Source organism: Enterococcus sp. LJL51, assembly GCF_049894025.1.
Classification (GTDB): domain Bacteria; phylum Bacillota; class Bacilli; order Lactobacillales; family Enterococcaceae; genus Enterococcus_L.
This window is the reverse complement of record NZ_JBNEQE010000009.1, coordinates 59,540-80,774: the sequence shown is the minus strand read 5'-3', so window position 1 is coordinate 80,774 and position 21,235 is coordinate 59,540. Positions and strand designations below refer to the sequence as shown.

Sequence of the window (21,235 nt, the reverse complement as noted above, 5' to 3'; positions counted from 1 at the left end):
CTCCTCCTTACTCAGCTTCTTCGATGCCTAATTCAGCATTGCTTAATTGTGACTGGGCAATTTCCTGATAGACTTTCGATTTCTTCATTAATTCATCATGCGTTCCCTGATCCATAACCCGTCCTTCATCAAGCACAATAATATTATCTGCATGAAGAATAGTAGAAATCTTTTGGGCAACAATGATTTGTGTCGCATCTTTAATGTTTTCAGACAAGGCCTTACGCAATGCCACATCTGTTTTATTATCAAGTGCAGAGAATGAATCATCAAAAATCAGGATCTTAGGATTTTTGGCTAAAGCACGAGCAATTGAAAGACGTTGCTTTTGTCCTCCGGAAACATTCGTTCCACCCTGAGAAATTTCCCGCGTGTAGCCTTTTTCATTAGAGTCAATAAACTCTTCTGCCTGTGCAATTTTAGCAGCTTTTCTCATCTGATCATCTGAAATGTCAGCATCACCGAATTTAATATTGGAGGCGATATCTCCTGAGAACAGAATGCCTTTTTGGGGAACAAAGCCCATAATTTCATGCAGCTTATGCAGGCTCAGCTCACGAATATCAATACCATCAATGGTAATTCGTCCGCCTGTCACATCAAAAAGACGTGGAATCAGATTAACAATTGTCGATTTACCGGAACCAGTTGAGCCAATTAAGGCCGTTGTCTGACCAGGCTTAGCCGTAAAGTTAATATGGTGAAGAACGTCTTCATCAGCGTCGCCGTAACGGAACTGAACGCCTTCAAATTTCACTTCTCCTTTAAAGTCATGATCATCTTTTGGTTTTTCCGGATCTTTAATGGTTGGAACTGTTTCAAGCACTTCTTCCACACGGCCAGCGGCAACATTGGCACGAGGTAGAATAATGGAAACCATTGACAGCATCATAAACGCCATAACAATCATCATTGTATACGTGATAAAGGCCATCATGTCACCAACCTGAAGCTGCCCATTATCCATATTATGTCCGCCGACCCAAACAATCAGCACGGAGATACCATTCATCATCAGCATCATTACCGGCATCATGATTGACATAGAACGGTTAACAAATAATTGTGTTTTCATCAAATCAGTATTGGCAACATCAAACCGTTTCTCTTCATATTTTTCACGAGAAAAGGCACGAATAACCGGTAGTCCAGTAATAATTTCACGGGAGACCAAGTTGACTCTATCAACTAAATTCTGCAATGCTTTAAACTTAGGCATAGTAAACAGTAATAAAGTCAGCACCAGAACTAAAACAGCCACGACGGCGACGCCGACGATCCAGCCCATACCAGTTCCAGTTTTGTACACTTCATAAATCCCGCCAATCCCTAGAATTGGTGCATACAAGACCATTCTCATAATCATTACAATACCCATCTGCATTTGCTGAATGTCATTGGTATTACGTGTAATTAATGAGGCTGGTGAGAATTTTTCCATTTCAGTATTTGAAAACTGCAGTGTACGTTCATACTGACCGACACGCAAATTTCGACCTACGGAAGCAGCAACTAATGAAGCAATCAGACCAACAATAATCGCAGCAACTGCTGAAATAAGTGTTAAGCCAATCATTTTTGAACCGGTCTTAATCATGTAATCAGTTTGAATCTGTTGTGTGTCCATATCCAAGGCTTTGTATTCAGCTAAGGTTAATTGAATCCCCACTGTTTTCATTGAATCTGCACCTAAGTCACCAAGACTGTCCTTTGTTTCTTGACGAGCTGCTTCAACTTTAGCAGGAATTTCGTCTGTTGCTGTCTTGATTGAATCTGCTAAGCTTTGTGCGTCTGCTCCTTTTGCTTGTGCCTGTTCTGCTAAGCTTTGTGCTTGAGCCGCACTTGCAGCCGCAGTCGCCGGATCTGTTGCAGCCGCAGCTGCTTCTCCTGATGCCTTTGCTTGTTCACCTAAACTAGCTGCCTCTTCACCAAGTGTCTTTGCCTTGGCAGCATCCTCGGAGATTGCGGTGTACGCTTCAATGACTGATTTCGCTCCAGCAGCCTCTGAAGAGTCCTTCGCTTGTGTTGAAGCAAGCATCATCATCGGCAGATTAAAAATATTGCCCAGCTTTTCTTTCGTCATACCATCTTGAAGCTTTAATTTGTAGACTTCAACTTCTTTGCCGTCAATCTTTTGCTTTGTCAGCGTATAGTTGTCTTCAATTGTTTGTTTTTCATCTTCGGTCATGAACATCTCGATTCCCTGAAGCGTTGTTTTTCTAATTTTTTCAGGGGTAGAATATTCAAGCCCTCCTTGCTGAATACCGACATCAACAATTTCTGATGTTAGGTTTGGTAAGCTCAAATCACTATAAGCCTGTACGACTAAAAGCGCAACGACTGCGATGACGGCATACCAGTATTTTGTAAGATGCTTAAAAATCTTCACTATTGGTCACCTTCCTCTTCCAGAGATAATTTTCGGGAGTATTCGACAAATTTTGCAGTCAGCTCAATGAACTTTTTCGTATCTTCTTCTCCCATTTGTAAAAATATTTTAATGATTTTATCGCGCATCTCTTTTTTCTCTGCATGTGCTGCCTTTTTACCACAGTCTGTCAACGTCACATTGATTCGACGGCGGTCTTCTGGATCCATCGTCCGAACAATCAGTTTCTTCTTTTCTAAGCTGCCCAAGACAACTGCAATACGAGCACTAGACAGATTCAGCGATTCAGCAATAAACTTCGGACTGGTTGGCTCGCCAATACGGTCAAGTAATTTGATCACAATGTTTTCACCCTTATTACTCTTTTCTATTTTACTGAATGCACCATCACGATTTTGAAGCATCAAACGAACAAGCTCTTGTTCGGCTTCTTCTGCGAATGTCATAGGTCTCCTCCCTTTCCAAAATAATTACTTCATTTATCAATTGCTAACACTGTTAGTAACTAATGCTGTTTGATATTAACGCAGATAGCAGTCGAAGTCAACACAATTGCTTCAAATTTAAAAATGAATGCGTTTTACTTAAGAAATAATAAAAAAAAGCAGAAACTGCTTGTAATACTTTTTAATTTTAGTTATTTAATCTGCAAAAAATTACTAAGTTAGGCTTAACAACTATACTAAATAATCAAATAAGACGTTATTCTCTTTTTCAAGTACTGTATGCAGAAGCAATAGAGATGAGGCATCAGTTTGCCTCATCCCTTGAAACTCCTATTGCAATGTCCTTACAAGCTTTCATGTATTGAAAAGTACAGGCTGCTATGCGTGGCTATTGATTAATACCTGCTTGATTTTTAGGCTACAGCTTGTGACGCACTATTTATCCTTATCAGCCAGTAAAGCCTCATTGAATTGAGCTATCTGCTGATTGTATCCTGTACTTTCAGCTTTTCAATCAGTTTGGTGGGATTGAGCAGATATTTTATTTGAAAAGATGCTCCATTATTATCAACTATCAGTGAATCAGCGGTTTCTACTGCTGTCTCTAAAAACAATTCCGGCGTTATAGCTGGATTAACCTGACAGGCTAACGCATATACACCAGCTAGATAAGGAATCGTCCAGCTCAAGCCCCCAACAGGATCGTACTGATAGTTAACCGCCCCATTAGTTCCTGCATAAGTTCGTCCATCCATGGGAACAAAGAGATAGTTTTGATAGTCTTCCGCGTCTTCTTTCATCCACGAACCAACAGAGTAGCTAGCAAGCTCATCAGGATCGCCCATTGCTGTTTTTCCTAACCCAGCCAGTCCTACGTCATAATCATTTAGAAGTGTTGCCGTCACTACAAAGATTCCTTTATCCTTGGCTTTCTTTACCGCAGCGTGAAACTCTTTGTACCCATCATCTAGTTTATTAAAACCGCGAGAAATAGAAATTACACGTATTTTTTCTTTCTCAGAAAGAGTTTCATTCAGTTCAAGAAATCGCTGGATAGCTTCAGCGTAATAGCGATAAGTAATTCCTCTAGAGTAATCGATTCCCTTCGAATCTTGCCCCCGCGCCCATAACATAGTTCCAAGATTATCTGATAATGCAGAAGCAATAAAGTACAGGTCTGAACTTGGCGATACTCCTGTCGTTTCTCCCACTGCTAATGAAGCAACTGCAGCGCCATGCATTTCAGGTATTTTTGACAGTGCATGAATTTCTTCATAATGTTTTAACTTGCTTTTATACTCACTATGCTCTGTATACAATGTCTGGTCGATGATTCCTATTGACACACCTGCACCTGTAATTCCTGCTTCATGAAGAGCTCGAATACTCAATCCAGGATTTTTTCCATTTTCAAATACAATATCTGGATTATACTCCTGAGGCAAGACAGTCGGCCAGATAGTTTCATTAGAAAACATCCCATGCTCCAGTTCAAGTAGCTTTCCTTCTAGATTAAGATCTGATAGGTCCTTTGAGCGAAAGTCAAGCTGAACAGGTTCAGCAGCAGTTTCATCGTATCTAGGAAGCTTGGTCAGTTTTTCTACATTCTGCTGATTTGCTTCAACTCTTCTGGCAATATCAATATCTGTGCCTGCAGTTCTTGTAGTTACTGGTTGAATCCAGAATACATAAATTGCCAGTAGTGCTACTGCTGCGGCAATTAAAATTGGGATAGCCAGCAGGATTTTTTTGATTTTCTTAGCCATAATGATTCCTCCTATTTATATAGAAACAATTTTTCAGTTCTTAGCCAGATGCAACATTTTTTTATAATCCCTCTATTATAGTTCTACATAGCTCTGACTTTGACATGGGATTTCTTTCTTATCCTCTACTTAAAGTCTATCAAGCAAACCTTGCTAAACACTTACTGGAGACTTACAGAACTCTGAATATTCTTGCCACTGGCTAGTACCCCTTCAATTTTTATTGAAAAACGACAAATATACACTCCTGACCTGAGTGCTCACAACCATTGCTAGTTAAAAACCTCTGAATCATGTGTATAAACAAAGAAGCGAATTTTAATTGGCTAAGCTCAAAAGTACCCATATTTGCAGCAGTACCTCCCCGCACTTTCTCATAATAAAAAAGAGCCTTGAAACATACTATTCCCCAAAATTAGAAACACATCTAACGTTCGGAAACACTACAAATCAAGCTCTTTTTTATGTTTATACTTATTATTATACTATTACTTATTAAGATACTTATTCAATTTAGAGCAAAAAGTATCAGAATCTTCATCTGAGCGAGTAACGACAATTAGGGTATCGTAGCCCGCAACGGTAGCAACAACCTCTGAAAATTTTATCTCATCCATATAATTGGCAATAATATCAGCGCCATTTGGATACGTGCGAATAATCACAATGAATTTTACTTTTTCAATTGATTTTGTATAATCCTTCATGCTCTTTTTAAGCTTTTGATCCAATTCTGAATCGCCTTTTTCAAAAGCTAAAAGGGTCAACTTCTTCTTTCCATCCTTTGTATAGGATTTTACAATATTCAATTCCTTCATATCTCTTGAAATAGTCGCCTGAGTAAAGGTAAAGCCCTTGCTTTTAAGACAATCCAACAGCTCGTCCTGTGTTTCAATCTCATTTTCAACAATTATTTTTTTAATAATTTTGTGGCGATCAATTTTCCTCATATTAATGTTCACCTGCTTTATCTTCATAATCACTCCGGAAATTAACAATTGGCCAACTCCCGGAGCTTTTCTTATTTACAGAAGCAGCATTGCCGCAATTAAAATCAGTAAGTTGCTGACCCCAATCACAATGAGCGGTTTAAACATAAACTTCGTCCAGGTAGAATAGTTCACCTTGGATATTTCAAGTCCGCCCATTACAACTCCGGAAGTCGGTGTAATTAAGTTAACTAATCCACAGCCGGCTGTAAAGATCATAATCATTACGTTTGGATTCAGCCCAATATTATGAGCTAACGCACCCATTACCGGAATAGATACATATGCCAGTCCTGAAGTAGAAGGAATCAGGAATGACAGGAACAGATACAGAATGTAGGCTCCAATTACAAACAGCACTGGAGACAATCCCTGCAGCAGTCCTGCAGATTTATCCAGAATAAACAGATCCAAATGTGTAACCTGCATCAAAACAGATGCTCCTCTGGCAACGACGATAATCAGAACAACAGATAAAATATCCTTCACGCCATCAATAAAGGTAGCAATAATTTCCCTTTCAGAGAAACGCTGAATCAACGCGACAACCAGACTGATGATGAAGAACCACATAGCTAAATCTCCAAAATACCAGTCACCAAAGTTTTCTCCTGTTAGGAAGGAAGTCCAGCCGTCAAAAATCGTAATGCCGAATGACCCCCATGGAATGAGAGAGATAACCATCACTGCGAATGAAAAAGCGAAAACAGATAGAATGGCTTTATGCTTACCAGTAAACTCCAACTCCTGTGAGCCAGTTTTCGCGAAGGATTCTTCCATATCCTCTTGTTCCTGCAGACTCAGTATAGTGGAGCCCTTATCTGCTTTTACCTTTTTAGCATAGCTCATCACACAATAGATACAGTAAGCCGTCGTTACCAGCCATAAAACAAATCCGATACCTAAGACAATTCCTGTATTTGGTGTAATTCCCACGCTTTTAAGGGCATCCATCGCAACACCTGTGGCAAATGGATTCACTGTGGACCCGATTACCCCTGCGCCAGCTCCCAGCATAACCGTTCCTATTGAAACAATCGTATCAAAGCCCGAGGCGACCATTGTTACTGCGAGAAGCGTATAGAATGGAATCGTTTCTTCCGCCATCCCATAAGTTGAACCGCCGATAGAAAACAGAATCATTAAAATGGGAATCAAGATTAACTCATTGCCCTTTAGCTTACGGACAATATGCTGAATTCCTGCTTCTAAAGCACCTGTTTTGTTAATAATGTTTAGAAATCCGCCTAAGATTAAAATGAAGACACAGATATCAATCGCATCTCTAAATCCGTTAAACGGAGACATCACTAAATCTGAAAGCTTTGCTCCCACAACACTGCTAACCTCTTCCGTCCCTCCTGAGGGGATTGTCGGTGAAAATGACTGTCCGGAAAAAATCCATGAGGCAATGGTTAAAAGAATAAGAATGATGAACAGAATACTAAAGGATGAAATGGATTTTTTTTCTTTCTTCTTTGTCATAGTTCGCTCCTATATAAAAGAGCTCTATAGAAAAACATTCTTTCGAACCTCAAACTTGAATTAGAGCTCTTTTCATACTTTTCCTTTCTATTTGAGTCAGTCAACTCATTTTCCCAATGTAAAATAGTCTTTATCCAGAAAAACAAATTGTTTGTACTCATATGTTATTTTTCTTTTCTTAACTAATTCTCTAATGGTTTGACCAACTGTTTCTCTCGTTGTGCCGCTGTATTTCGAAATATCATTAATCAGGATGGGATAGGGGATGACCAGTTTGTCATCCTCCCATCTCCCCAGATCCTCGACTAAAATAGATAAGGTGTTTTTCACGCGTTGTTTTGCTTTAGAAGTAATACAGTACTGAATTCTTCTTAGCTGTTTTTCAAGGAGGATTGTTAAATCGACAGTGAAAAGCTGCATTTGTCTGATATCCATTTGAAGGACTTTTTCAAAAATACTAGATGGAATGTAGCACACCTCAATATCTGTTGCGGCAACAGCAGAAAAATAGTATTTCTCTGATTCAAACATACCCAGCAATGGAAATAGTTTCTTTTCACTGATAATCTCCAGGAAATTGTATGAAGCACTGTCGTCTAATCGTTCAATCCGAACCAGTCCTTTGTTTAAGAAAAAGATTCTGTCTCGTCTATCACCTGCATCAAAAAGAACCTGACCTTTTTTATACGAGCGGCAATACATATTCTCAACCAGAAGTTCATGATTTTCTTCGTCTAAAGCTGAGAAATAAGGATACTCATTAATTATTAACATCTTAGAAGACCGATCATTTTGTTCCATAAGAATCACTCCAAAAAACTATTTTCACGCTGGTCTATTGATTGACTCAAAAGACGATTTCTGTCCCCACGCCCTCTTCATTAATAGTTGCAAGCATTTCTAAAGAAGTAATGACTGCTTTGCCTCCTGGCCGCGCTTTCACATATTGGACAGCCGCTTCAACCTTCGGCAGCATGCTTCCTGGAGCAAAGTGTCCTTCCTTCATATATTGTTCTGCTTCAGCCACGGTAACTTTATTCAGCCACTTTTCATTTTCCTTCCCATAGTTCAAGGCAATTTGATCGACGCCTGTCAAAATGATAAACACATCCGCATCAATTAGTTCAGCTAATTTTTCAGAAGCAAAATCCTTATCAATAACAGCCTCAACTCCTCTCGACGTTTGCCGTTCAATTGGAATACCGCCGCCGCCTGCACAAATTGTAATTATGTCATTATTTATCAGTGTATTTATGCTATACTGCTCTTGGATGGATATTGGTTTTGGACTAGGTACAACCTTGCGCCAGCCGCGACCAGCATCCTCTTTATAAACAGCTCCAGTTTCTTTTTCCATCGCTTGAGCTTGTTCATGTGTAAGGAATGGACCAATTGGTTTGCTTGGATTTTTGAAAGCGTCATCTTCTTTATCGACAATGACCTGAGTAATAATCGTTGCAACTTCTTTTTCCAGATTTGCGTTTCTGATTTCTCTTTCTAATGCATTCTGTAACCAGAAGCCAATACTTCCCTGTGTCATTGCGACACAAGTGTCTAATGGCATTGCGGGATTTTTTTCAGAGTCAGACGCCTGTTGTTGCAGCAGCAGATTGCCGACCTGAGGTCCATTCCCATGTGAGATAATCAGCTGAACATCTGACTGAATCAGCTTAACCAAGTGTTTAGAAGTCATTTCCAATGCTTCCTGTTGGGCTTTGGCGCTAGCGTCCTTAGAAAGGATTGCGTTACCACCCAAAGCTACGAGTAGTCGTTTTTTCTGTTGAGTCACACTTTGTACTCCTTTCTGCCTACGCTTTTGGAATGAACAGATTTCCTAAAGTCGCTGCCATGATTGCTTTGATTGAGTGCATCCGGTTTTCAGCCTCTTCAAACTGTCTGCCATATTTACTCCGGAAAACTTCATCTGTAATTTCCATTTCATCAATACCGAATTTCTCTTTAATCATTTTTCCATAGCTTGTATTCGTATCATGGAATGCAGGTAAGCAGTGAAGTACAATCAAGTCACCTTCGGTATTGCCAGTTGCTTTTACCATATCCATATTGATTTGGTAATCCTTCAGCATGCTGACACGCTCTTCAAACTTGTCTTCTTCACCCATTGAAACCCATACATCCGTATAAAGAACATTTGCACCCTTCACACCTTCAGCAACATCATCTGTAATCATTAGCTTGCTGCCGGATTTTGCTGCAAAGTTTTCTGCATAATCAACCACTGATTTTTCTGGATGAAGCTCTTTCGGTGCACAAATGCGAACATTCACGCCTAAGATTGCTCCTGTAACCAACAAACTGTTTGCCATGTTGTTGCGGCCATCACCAACATATACCAAGGTAATTCCATCCAATGTTTTGAAGTTTTCTTTAATTGTCATGAAATCCGCAATCATCTGTGTTGGATGCCATTCATCTGTCAGACCATTCCATACAGGAACTCCTGAATATTTTGCCAAGTCTTCAACGACCTGCTGACTGAATCCGCGGAATTCAATACCATCAAACATACTGCCTAAAACCTTCGCAGTATCTTCAACTGATTCTTTCTTACCCAGCTGAATATCATTTGCTCCCAGAAATTCTGGATGTGCGCCTAAATCTATTGAAGCTGTTGTAAAAGCTGCTCTTGTACGAGTAGATGTTTTTTCAAAAAGCAATGCAATATTTTTTCCTTCAAGATACCTATGAGGAATATTTCTCTTTTTTAAGTCTTTCAAATGAATAGAGAAGTCAATTAAATATTCCAGCTCTTCTTTTGTAAAATCTTTTTCTGCCAATAGGCTTCTTCCTTGAAAAATTGATGTCATTTTTTTTCCTCCTAATTTAAATATCTTCTCTGACAAACGGCATACTCATACAACGTGGACCGCCACGACCGCGAACCAGCTCGCTACCTGGGATATAATTCAACTTCACGCCAGCTTCTTCTAATCGTTTATTGGTGATCACATTACGGTCATAAACTACTACTTCTCCTGGAGCGATTGTCAATGTGTTAGAACCATCATTCCACTGTTCTCTGGCAGCTGCAGTAATATCTCCGCCGCCGCAGCGAATCAGTTCAACAGCCGGCAAATCCAGATAGCGGCATAGAATATGTTCCAATGTGTCTTTTTCCTCAACGATTTTTATCTCGCCGTTTTCCTTTGAAATCGAGTAAACGATTAAATCTCCTTCAATTTCCGGATGAATTGTGAACTTGTCATAATCCACCATTGTAAACACCGTATCCAAATGCATGAACTTTCTTTCTTCACCAATATTGAAAGCCAGTACATGCTCAAAGCTTGTTTCACTTTCAAAAATATTACGTGCCAGCCGTTCAATGGAAACCACATCTGTTCTTTGTGAAATACCCACTGCTAATACTTTGCTTGATAGAACCAGCTCGTCGCCGCCTTCAATCCGTGTACTATCTTCACGATTGTAAAGCAAGTCAACTGGATTATCCTTAAACATTGGATGATATTTGAAAATGTATTTGCCGTATAGGGTTTCTCTCCGCCTCGTTTCTGAATACATCTTATTTAGGGAAACACTATGACCGATGGTTGCGAATGGATCTCTGGTAAAGTAGAGATTCGGCATCGGGTCAATAAAGAATGGGTAGTGGTCATCAACAAGGCCTGTTAATGAAGTAGATTGAATTTTTGATAACTGATTTTTCTTTAAGCCTGCCATCGATTGATCAATCAGTTCACGATTAGAATCAAGCGACAGGAAATATTCTTTAATTGCCTGCTTAATATTGGCATCCTTAATATTCGCTTCATTCAAATATTCTGTCAGGAACTGGTCTTTAATCTCCTCAGACGTCAGCGACTCTGCTGCTAAATCCTCTAGATATAATACATCAACACCTTTTGACCGCAGTGTATCAGCGAAAAAGTCATGCTCCTTTCTTGCCTGTTCTAAAAATGGAATGTCATCAAAAAGCAAACGTTCCAGATGATCAGGCATCAAATTTTCTAACTCCTTACCTGGTCTGTGAAGCATTACCTGCTTCAGCTTGCCAATTTCTGAAAAAACGTTAATAGCCTTTTCCATAAATGAAAGCCTCCCTTTATTCTTTTGTACACCCTCATGCTAACAAAAAATAAAGCGCTTTCAAAGTCGCTTTCACTCATTACAAATGTAGATTTCTTCTCATTATGCAAAACTTCTGCATATATGCATTCTTTTAGATAAAATTGCATGAATGCATTTTAGAATTTCATATAAATTCAATAAAAAAGAAAAATAAGTTTTTTCTAATGTTAGAAAATGGTTTAAATTAATAAAGAGAGCCAGAAAACAGAGTGAAATGAGGATCTATCAAAAAACAAAATAGAACAGAAAAAAATATCGAAAACGCCTTGTATTAAACAATTCATCAAATTAAAATAACTAAATAAACAACAAATAAACACGGTTTTTTCATACCGTATTTAGATTAAAAAATAATGAGTAACGGATTTTTTTGAAGCAAGAATAGTTCTATTTGAAAGAAATACCTCTTAATATAAACTTAAGATTTAGCAGAGCAAGAGAGACGAAATTTGGATTGCTAAAATAGCAGCATTTGTTTTTCTGTGAAATCGTTAAAATATAGAGCTGCATAAAAAATAGAGTGGAAAAATCCACTCTACAAAAAGTCTAACTTTTGGGGGTCACTACATTGGTGGAAAATCTGCCAACACTTTTTTGAGTGTTCAAACACAAAAAAGGAACAACAAACTGATAAAATGAAATCGTCCAAAACCACAAATCATCAGAATGGTTGTTCCCTATAGATAAGAATACTAGAAAATTACTTGGACGAACAGATAAACACCTCTCCTTTGGAGAAGCTTGGCTTGAATATAGATCAATGAAAAGTGTTCAGGCCCAGGTAATCAAAGCAACCCTTACCTATCGACCCACACATTGTGAGAAATGTGGGGTAAAAAATCAAGGGCAAATAATTAAGAATGGTCATCATCTAACCAACGCTCAACTTCTGTGTTTAATGAGCGCTTGACCTTCTTAAAACTGAAGCGCTCCCGATTTCTTTGTCGCGAATGTGGAAAAACCTTTCATGCTCATACAGAGCTGATTGAAGAACATCATCACCATATGAAAAAGAGAAACAAGCGAATATCTCCGCAGCTTTATAGGCAAATCGGGAATTACCAGTTCCACTTGTGTAGGAACATTTAGTGGGATGGTATGCGTACGATGATAGATGAATGTGTAACATTCATACCTTATATTAGAGCTAGCTGTCCAGCTACGAATATACCTTGTGGAGCCTGCCTCTGCGATTACTCGAGGCAAAGCATAATAAATTTATAGGCTTAGCTGCCCAAATCACTCGCTTTATTCTCCCTTTTTCAAAAAAACTTGGAACAAAGTTAGAGAATCTCTATTTTTTTCGTTCCAAGTCCTTCTATCTTTTTCAGTTTTTGTCCTACCAACACTATTTGACATAGAACCAAAAGAATGTTATCTCGTTCTTTTCAAAGAAAAATTAGAGCACTAACCCATTGGAAGATTAGTGAATCTGATACTTCTTTAACTTGTATTACGTGTCTTGTTCAACTGTTTCAATCACAAACTCGCATTCAATTTCCTTTATTAATTCTTGTAAGAAGCCCTCTTGATAAGCAACCTGCTTGCTTTCATCAATTAGCTTTCCTAACTCAGCTAATTGATAATTTTCAAGAGCTTGCAGCTTCTTTAAACGACTGGAACTAAGCGCTACTTTGGTTTTAGCTATCTGAAAATTCCGCTGTTCCATTCCTAGGAACTGCAACTGAGAGCCAAAGGTATTTTTCAATTTCTGAGCCATTCCTAGCCCTTCTGGATCTAAGTCACCACTATAATAAATGATTGTTCCGGTATCTGCCAATTTGCGTAATAGCTGCCAAATAGCAAAGGTGAAATGCCCACTGGAGCAAAGAATCGGCACCTTTGGGAGTAGTTCCACCAAAATAGAATAAATACCAGAATTTTCCACTACCAAAACCTTTTCACCCACATAGGGACGTATAACAGCCGTCCTCAGAATTTCTTTTAAAGGAACATTCCAGCTAATTCCTTCAATACACGCCTGTCGCCACATTTGATTTTCTCTTTTTTCAAAATCCTGTGCTGCTAGCCCTCTAATTGCAGCATAATTCATAATATCATCTTTCAACAAGTGAAATTCATTTAACAAGCCATGACGTTGTTCCGTTTTTTCCAGCTCTGTCAAACTGTTTGGTTCCTGATTTGACAGAGCTGCCAGCATTTGTAAAAGGAGCTGTCCTCCTTCTGTGTTTTCATCAAACGCATGTGGATTTCCAGTGACTTTATAAGCAAACACGGGTAGTCTGACAAATTCTTTCTTAGGTAAACACTGTAATCCAACTGACACTTGTTCAAAAATAATCAGATTTGGCAGCTGCTTCTTCCACCATTCTTTCAGCTGACGCTCACTTAATAATGAAGTGAATGTTGAATCAACCTTAGCTACAGCTTTTTTAAACTGTTCGAAAGCATCTTTTTCTAATCTTTCATAGTCTATTTTTAGAACCAAAGGCTTCTTCATAACAAGCACGACAAAATCTGCTAATGTCAAATTTAAGCTGCTTTCTACAAAAGCATGATCTAGTTCTACAACACGAATTCTCTTCTTTCGATCCCAGGAAAATACAGTAATACCCAGAAAGCTTCGCAAGGGCTCGGTGTCTGTTTGACTGAATAAACTTAGCCCGATACTACTACCAAATGTTCCTTTCAGCCAATACCGCCGCCATAATTCCTTGGCCAAAATTTGAAAGACTGGTTGCTTAATGTATGCTTCAGCTTCAGACAATATTTTCGCCCCCCATTAATAGGTGCTTTTTATGCCCATCCCAGTAATAACGGATTGTAGTAACAAAATTAACATTCTGCGGCCGCAGCAACTCATAAATCGCCAATTTAGAAACCGTAGGATAATCTCCAAATAGCGCCTGTGAGTTCATCACATAATTAAATCCTAGCTGTTCACACGCTTTAAAAAGCTCAGCGATATTTTGATCGTCTATCCCCGCAAAGGCTTCATCCAATGTAATGATTCGCGGACATTGATCTCCAGCATCTTCATAGCGAGAGTAGGTTGCTGCAAATAGCGGCAGGTACATGGCAATAGCTTTTTCCCCGCCGGAGAATTGATTAAAACGACGATCTGTTAATGGTTGAGCCTGATACCCCTCATTTGCCCGCTTATATTTCAGTTCAAATTCAAACCAATCTCGATAATCCAATACCTTAGCAATTGCTTGAAATAATGTACTCCGATCATCTGGTTCATTTTGTAATTGCTCCTGAGCCAAGCGAACTTTTTCCTGAAAATGTCGAGAAATAGCTGTTCGATCATGTTCTGAAAGAAGCTCCGTCGGCTTTTGCAATAAGCTGACAAGTTGATTCGTACTAAGGTCTTGTTCAGAAGCAGCAGAAACACCTTTCCAGCTGATACTTAAAGATAAACCAGAGGAATTTTTTTGTTCTTGCAGCAATTCATTCATTTGAGCAACCCACTGCTGTGCCTGCTGAATTCTTACTCGAAGTACTTTACCAACAGATTCCAAAATAATCTTTTTGAAAAGTCGTTCATCGTCTTTTTTTAATAATTCACTTAATGTCAACCGCTGCTCTTTTAAATGGACCAGTAAATCAACTGTCGTTGTTCGTTGACCATCCTCTGAAAATTGCGGTTCATTATGATTGTTAAAAGAGGCAAACTCCCCTAATTCTTGTTCTTCTTCCGATGACAAATCTACACCACTGACACTAATCAATTTAGGCTGGTAGCTTTGTAGCTGGTCTGCTATAAAGCTAAAATTATTGGAAAAACGATCTTCCAGTCTTTTTAGCTCTTTAATATTTAGTTCTTTCCCAAGCTCCTTTGCACGAGTTAGCAGTTCATTACTTGGAGTGCCCCCTCTTTGTAATTCTACTTCAAATAAGGCTCTCCATTTCTCTTCCTGCTTGATTAATGAAGCAAAGTGTTCCTCTTCATGCTTCAGCTCTCCAGTGATTTTTGTGACAGCTTCTACTAAAACAATTTGCTCATTATTCAACTGCTTATTTTTTTTCTGCAGCCGCAGCTGCTCTTCTGTTGCCTTCGTTAATTTAGCAGTTAGTTCAGCAATATTGATGATTTGCTGCTGAGCTTGATTCTCCTTGATTAAACGCGCCAATTTTGTTGTCTCTCCGATTAATGCATTTACATTGTACGATAAATCAGCCTCCTCCTCTTGAAAATTAGCAACATGAGTAGAAATCGCCTGACGCATTTCCCGCTGTTGCTCGATTTGAATTGACTTACTGAAAGCATCATGAAGGTTCTGTTCATAATTCATCGCATATTGTAGTGCGTCCTCGTAAGTTTTTAAGCTTTGACTCAGCTGATCCTCAGCTGTTTCCTGCATAATTAATGTCTTCAATTTTAAAAAGCGTTGTTGTAAAGCATTAGCTTCAGTTGTCTTTATGCGTATTTCCTTTTCTTTAGTTAACAAAATTAGCTCTAGATTTTTAGTCTCCACGTAGGTTTGATATACCTCTGTTCCTCTTGGCATCTTTTGATAGGCAGACTCGATCAATTGAATCTGTTGTTCTTGCTTGACAATTTGAGCGGTTATCTCCAAATTAATACTTTTCAGCAGCTGAATCGCTTCCTTTAACTGCTCTATTTTTTCTTGGCGATATCGCTCCTGGCTGGCAATTCCTATAAAGGAAGCCTTGTATTCTATGGGCATTTCACCATTCAAATTCGTTATCTGATAGCTGCCGTCTTTATTGATAACTGGCAAATTTAATGTACTGTCTGCTTCATTATAGAAGATACTGTCCAACACATTCACTACCTGATTCTGTAAGCTTTGGGATAACTCTGAGTTCACGGTCAAGACGTCAGATAAAGTGGACGCCATTAATTGTGGGTTCGGTTTAATCATCAGATCATCTGCTAATTGCAGTTCCTCTTGACTAATAACGCTATCTAAAATACCGGATGAAAATAAAGCGCCCTCAATGTTATTTTTTTCCTCTTCTGTGACCCCAGCTTGAAAATCAACTCCTTGATAAAATAGGACATGTTCAGCTGTTTCTGCCCAAGCATTTCGATTGGCTTTTCTATCTTCATTACGGCGCGGCTCAGGTATTTTCTGTGTCTGCCACTCCTCAATTTCCTGCTGTATATTTAAAATTTGGTGTTGATTTTCTTTTAGACGAGCTTCTAAAGGTACTAAGGCTATTCGTTCTTGCTTCAACGCCTCTTGATAAGATACGGTTATGGATGACAATACGATTTCTTCACGTTCTTCCTCTTCCAAAAGGCTATCCATACGATAAAGCAGTTCACTATATTGCTTAGCTGATAGTTGAAAAGGAGCTGCACTTAGCCAATCATCTATGGCTAGCTTCCACCTTTCCAATTCATCGGCGCGTGTCTGCTGCCATTGACGGAGATCGCGCTGTAGTTCATCGAACTCCTGCTGCAAATTACCCACAATCCGCTCTAACTCTGCCAACTGCTCCTGCAATCGCTTCGTTTCCAAAAGCAATTGCTGAATTTTACGGAAATGAGTCTGTCTTTTATGCGTCTGTTCCAACCAATACTTGCGTTCAGCAACAGTAATTGTTTGCCGTAACTTTTCAGAGTAGACACTGTCAAGCTCTTCAAAACGGAGATAGGTAAGATATTGCTGATTATCTTGAATAATTTCTTCCAAATCACGATAGAGACTCTCCTCCAATAATTCCCGTTTCTTCAAATCAGTTAACTGATCCTGAAGGGACTGTTGTTTTCTCAACAACTGGTCTTTAGTTCGCTCTAAACGGTTTTCGGTTTGCTTTAATCGCTTCTTTAATTCCAATCCATGATTGACCAAATCCATTCCTTCATGTTGGCTTAGCTGTGTAATCGTAGCTGTTAAGGCCTCCAACCGCTGCTCATTTTCTTCGTAGACTTGTCGATTTTCCATTAAAGCACTATTGTTTTTTTCTAATTGATGATTAAAATCAGCGACTTGCCTCTCTACTCGCTTGACCTTGCCAAAGAGCTGTTGCCACTTTCCTCCAACTTGGGATACCAGCTCACCATGCCAGCGATGATAGTTTTTAGCGAAACGATCTAGCTCTTTAATCTCGTTACTTAAGTCTTCCAACCGCTCCCGATGAAGATCCAATTGTTCAATCGTTTTCGATAATGTTAATAATTCATCTTCTTTCATCTTCGGCAAAGAGTTACGTAAAATACCATAAATTACTGATGGACGAAAATCCTTAGACAATTTTGGTGAACGCAGCTGCAAAAGCAACGTGATTAGTTCATCAAACTGATCTAGATTATCAAATCCAAAAATCCGTTGATTGACAAACAATTTATACTCTCTTTGAGTTTCAAAGATTCGGCCTTTTCCTTCTAAGCGATTCTTTAATTTAGCTTTAGTAAGGGGCGTCAGTTCGCCTTGTCGAAGTTCTTCATAAAGGTCAAACTCCTTATCCACTCGTTGATTATTTTCAATAGAAAAATACCACTTCTTTAAAGTCCCTCCACGATTGGCATGCATGCCAACTCCTACTGTCAGGTATTCTTCACGCGCTTCTCGTTTCACTTCCAAAAACAAATAACCAATTCCTTCATTTCGCTCAGAAACACCCTTTTCGCCTAACAGATAATCCTCCATCTTTCGATCTCGAGAGCCAAAAGAATCCAGACGATACGCACTAGTATCTCCATCAAATAATACAGGAAATAGGCTTTGCATAGTCAGCGACTTTCCAGATCCATTGGTTCCTCTCAATAGCATTCGGCCATCTGCTAACTCAAATGTTTCTTTCGTGTAATACCAAAAATTCAATAAACCGACTCGATTGATTATCCATCTATTCGCCATTTTCTTTCCTCATTTCCGCTACCAATCGACCAAAAGCAGCTTGAATAATGATTTTACTTCCAGCACTCTCAATAAGCTTCCAATAGGAACCTCGAACAAGCAATGCAGTAGAGAGCTGGTTTAAAGACAACTCTTTAAACTCCTTTGACCAATAATCACTGTAGTTAACCTGCAACTCTTTTACAAGCTTATGCCATTGGTTTTCTGTCAAATGAATTTCTCCATAGGCCGTCACTTCCAATTCGTCTTGCCTTAAAATTGTAGCCAATTGAATTAGTATTTCATCTATTACTTGACGACTAGGGAACAACTCCTGCCAGTTATCTCGCTGCTCCAATGTAAATGCTGCATAATCTCGGTAAAGTTCGAAATGGAATGGCGTATTAATTTCAACATAATCTTGTGTAAACCGATAAAAATTACGCATCAATGCAAAAATATCCTCATTCTCAGGAGTTCTTCTTATTTGTGGCGTCATTAACAGGCGTTGGTAAATTACCTGATTCCGTTCTAAGCTGCTACGACTTTGCTCGAAATCTTCTTTGAACGCATCAAATGTCTCATACTGAGTATAAGACTGTGGGGCTCTTGCCAAAAATGCACGAGCCATCGGTGTAGTGGTGAATAGAATTTCCAGATTTTGCTCCGATTGTTCAAAAGCTGAAACATCCCCTTCTATCTTCTTAATCATACGTAAACGTTCCATTTTTTTTACCGCCCGCACTAAGCTCTTACGATGATTATAATTATTCCAATCCACGACCAATTCCACAGGAACCATCAATTGAATAGTTTGTATTAACTCCTCCATCATAAACGGTGCTTCTACTTCTAACTCCTCCACAAAAGCCATACCGCAGCAAAATAACGAAAAATCCATAGGTGCACTAAACTCGTTATTTCCCATCCAGGCTTCTAGTTCAAACGGACGTTTCAACAGCTGAATATACTGGGGACGAATCGTTATACTTAATCCGAAGCGGCTCCGAAACTCTCTCTGTATGTATTGTTGGTGGCGACGTAAAAAATTGTAATTTTCCGGCTGATCTTCTCGAATAATCCAAAAGTTTTCTACTAAAAGCTTGACCGCCAACCCAAATTCTTCCGGTTTCATCGTTCCACCCTTTCCATCATCACAGAAGGCATTGTCAGTTGACCATCCTCACATTCCACTATAATATGCTTACTTAAGTCAATCTGAACCATAACTTCAAAATCTAATTCGGTCATAATACTCTGCCGTAGCTTTCCCCCTACAGTCTGCCGGTTAGGTACCAGTGTTGCAATCGCTCCGCTAATCCATTTTAGAAACATTTGACGAGACGCTGCATCCAAACTATCAATTTTTGAAAAATCCAGCAGCCCAGCTTCAAAATAACCCTCGATACGTTCACGTTGTCTCAAAACTTGTTGACGATACTTTTCCTGCTCTTCAAGTTGAGCTGTTCCATTCATTTTGAAGCTGGAAGCTCTCCGTTCCTGCCTAGCTCCGCGGCCACGTTTATTAAGAAAAAGAGTACCTGGCATTAAATCCCAACTATTCTCACGGTTATTGGTTGCATCTGTCCCTTCCGTGACATAAAAATGACGAGAATGCTCTAAGCCAAAAATTCCCGCATACATTTTCTGGGACTCTGCTAAATCATCGGTTAGAGCAAACCACTTCGCTAAATGTAGATAATCCTTTTTTCGGCTTTGATACTGGCGAATTTCCTGACCAAAATAGTAAATTAAGTTAGTAATTTTGGCAATCATTTGATTCGTTTGATCCATCAAGTTATCGTATTCACTGGGATGCTGATCACTACCAATAAACCAACTATATAGTGCAGCCATTTCACCAGATACCTGCTCTGCTACTTCTGATTCAGTTCTCCCATCTAAAATAGGCACCTCTTGTTCCTTTAAATACAAGCCTGTAATTAACGTTTGTTGGTCAATTGTTGAAATTTTTTTGACCACTAATTGAAATTGGAAGTAAACATTTTGGACACTGACAATAAAATCCCGCAGATAGTTTACGAAATTATCTTTATAAACCAGAAAAGCTTCAGTCTTCATTCGACTATCAACTTCAGGACTTGTAATATAACGAATGTAATTCGCTGTTTCTTCACGAATTTGTCCAAACTCAGAACGAATAGCCAACCATAAATCGACTGGATTATCAGCTTCATTAACCAAGTCTGTTAACAGCTTCAATAATCTACGGAAAGCGTTTTCGTCCAGTGCTCCTTTTGCTACCTGTTTGACATGAGTTAGTTGATATACCATCTCTTCAACGACTACCCCTGTCTCCGTAATTTGATACCGAAAATTTTTATTTCTATATTCTTCAATTGATCGGGGTTGAATCATTTCCTGCTGCTTTTCTAAATTCCCCCATAGTACCAAATTTTCTAAATCTTGATCCACTTCTAAATCACCATAGTCTTTAGAATACTCGCTCTGCATCATAGCAATGACTTCTGGTCGATACAAGGAACCCTGCATCTGTCGATGACGCTGATAAAAACAACGCATAATTCGTCGATAACGTTCAAAATTTTCTACCGTCAAATAATTAACAGGCATAATTTTCTTCATACTGAAAAACCTCCCAAAAGCAGATTAACTATTTATTGCAAATCTTGTAAAAGGTTTGTGACTGGGCTCTATTTTCCTTATCTGTTCCAAGCAAGTAATGTTACTTATAGCCCACTAGCTCAAAAGAATGAGAAGAGATACTATCCAACTTATTTCCTCCTAGATTAGCTGCTTCTTTAACCCTCTCATCCACTATACACAACTATTCTCAAAATGATTATATCATCATTTACTCTTGATTTTCAGGCAATATCAAAAAAATATATACATTCTGTAAAATAATTGTGAAGTACTCGCTCTATCCCAGCTATTATTGAGTTTGTTTAACTAAAAATTTTATAATCCCTTTAATGTTAAAAAAGGCCAAAAAACATATGAAAAAATGGTATTCCAATCCTTTTCTTTAAGGCTTAAAATCTCCTCTATTCCTAAGTGGACTAATTTTATAATTATCAGCCCTTGATATAGATTTTTCAAGAACAAAAAAGAACCTCCCTATCCGTTACAATTAGGTTGCCCAAAATAGACACGTAATTGTAACAGATAGGAAGGTTCCTAAGCTTATTATATAATAAAACATATTATTTCACACTAAATTTTAGCAAAAAAGAGGAGCTTCAAAAAAGCTCTTCTCAATCTTTTTCATCAATGGGACGGTGAGCTCTTT

13 protein-coding genes are annotated in these 21,235 nt (G+C 38.8%); all 13 read right to left on the bottom strand.

Going from position 1 to position 21,235, the window contains the following annotated elements; all coding sequences use genetic code 11:
• Window positions 1-7: 7 nt before the first annotated feature.
• The 13 genes from ACPWSO_RS10000 to ACPWSO_RS09940 all read right to left on the bottom strand — a co-directional run bounded on the left by ACPWSO_RS10000 (window position 8) and on the right by ACPWSO_RS09940 (window position 20,568).
• Window positions 8-2,389 carry an ABC transporter ATP-binding protein gene (locus ACPWSO_RS10000; protein ID WP_426082960.1) on the bottom strand — a complete coding sequence of 794 codons (2,382 nt, stop codon included), beginning with the start codon at window positions 2,387-2,389 and terminating at the stop codon, window positions 8-10.
• Entirely contained in the window at window positions 2,389-2,835 is a 447-nt protein-coding gene (locus tag ACPWSO_RS09995) for a MarR family winged helix-turn-helix transcriptional regulator (RefSeq protein ID WP_426082958.1), read from the bottom strand. Before ACPWSO_RS09995 ends, ACPWSO_RS10000 begins: the two co-directional genes overlap by 1 nt.
• A 476-nt stretch (window positions 2,836-3,311) precedes the next feature.
• On the bottom strand, window positions 3,312-4,601 hold the full coding sequence (locus ACPWSO_RS09990; protein WP_426082956.1) for a S8 family serine peptidase: 1,290 nt from the start codon (window positions 4,599-4,601) through the stop codon (window positions 3,312-3,314).
• A gap of 488 nt (window positions 4,602-5,089) precedes the next feature.
• Window positions 5,090-5,578, bottom strand: a complete 489-nt coding sequence (locus tag ACPWSO_RS09985) for an arginine repressor (protein ID WP_426082954.1) — start codon at window positions 5,576-5,578, stop codon at window positions 5,090-5,092.
• Between the two features lie 48 nt (window positions 5,579-5,626).
• A complete protein-coding gene (locus ACPWSO_RS09980; protein WP_426082953.1) occupies window positions 5,627-7,075 on the bottom strand; it encodes a YfcC family protein in 1,449 nt (482 codons plus the stop codon).
• Between the two features lie 105 nt (window positions 7,076-7,180).
• Window positions 7,181-7,876: a Crp/Fnr family transcriptional regulator gene (locus ACPWSO_RS09975; RefSeq protein ID WP_426082951.1), complete on the bottom strand. Its 696-nt coding sequence runs from the start codon at window positions 7,874-7,876 to the stop codon at window positions 7,181-7,183.
• 46 nt (window positions 7,877-7,922) lie between these two features.
• Window positions 7,923-8,864 (bottom strand): carbamate kinase, encoded by a 942-nt coding sequence (arcC, locus tag ACPWSO_RS09970; RefSeq protein WP_426082949.1) that lies wholly within the window; start codon window positions 8,862-8,864, stop codon window positions 7,923-7,925.
• Window positions 8,865-8,883: 19 nt separating this feature from the next.
• Complete coding sequence (gene argF / locus ACPWSO_RS09965; RefSeq protein ID WP_426082948.1) at window positions 8,884-9,903, bottom strand: ornithine carbamoyltransferase; 1,020 nt, start codon at window positions 9,901-9,903, stop codon at window positions 8,884-8,886.
• Between the two features lie 16 nt (window positions 9,904-9,919).
• Window positions 9,920-11,143 (bottom strand): arginine deiminase, encoded by a 1,224-nt coding sequence (gene arcA / locus ACPWSO_RS09960; RefSeq protein ID WP_426082946.1) that lies wholly within the window; start codon window positions 11,141-11,143, stop codon window positions 9,920-9,922.
• Between the two features lie 1,495 nt (window positions 11,144-12,638).
• Window positions 12,639-13,913, bottom strand: coding sequence for a TIGR02679 domain-containing protein (locus ACPWSO_RS09955; protein ID WP_426082944.1), 1,275 nt, complete (start codon window positions 13,911-13,913; stop codon window positions 12,639-12,641).
• A complete protein-coding gene (locus ACPWSO_RS09950; protein WP_426082942.1) occupies window positions 13,906-17,982 on the bottom strand; it encodes a TIGR02680 family protein in 4,077 nt (1,358 codons plus the stop codon). Before ACPWSO_RS09950 ends, ACPWSO_RS09955 begins: the two co-directional genes overlap by 8 nt.
• Window positions 17,972-19,096 carry a TIGR02678 family protein gene (locus ACPWSO_RS09945; RefSeq protein ID WP_426082940.1) on the bottom strand — a complete coding sequence of 375 codons (1,125 nt, stop codon included), beginning with the start codon at window positions 19,094-19,096 and terminating at the stop codon, window positions 17,972-17,974. Before ACPWSO_RS09945 ends, ACPWSO_RS09950 begins: the two co-directional genes overlap by 11 nt.
• Window positions 19,093-20,568: a TIGR02677 family protein gene (locus ACPWSO_RS09940; protein WP_426082938.1), complete on the bottom strand. Its 1,476-nt coding sequence runs from the start codon at window positions 20,566-20,568 to the stop codon at window positions 19,093-19,095. Before ACPWSO_RS09940 ends, ACPWSO_RS09945 begins: the two co-directional genes overlap by 4 nt.
• Window positions 20,569-21,235 lie beyond the last annotated feature (667 nt).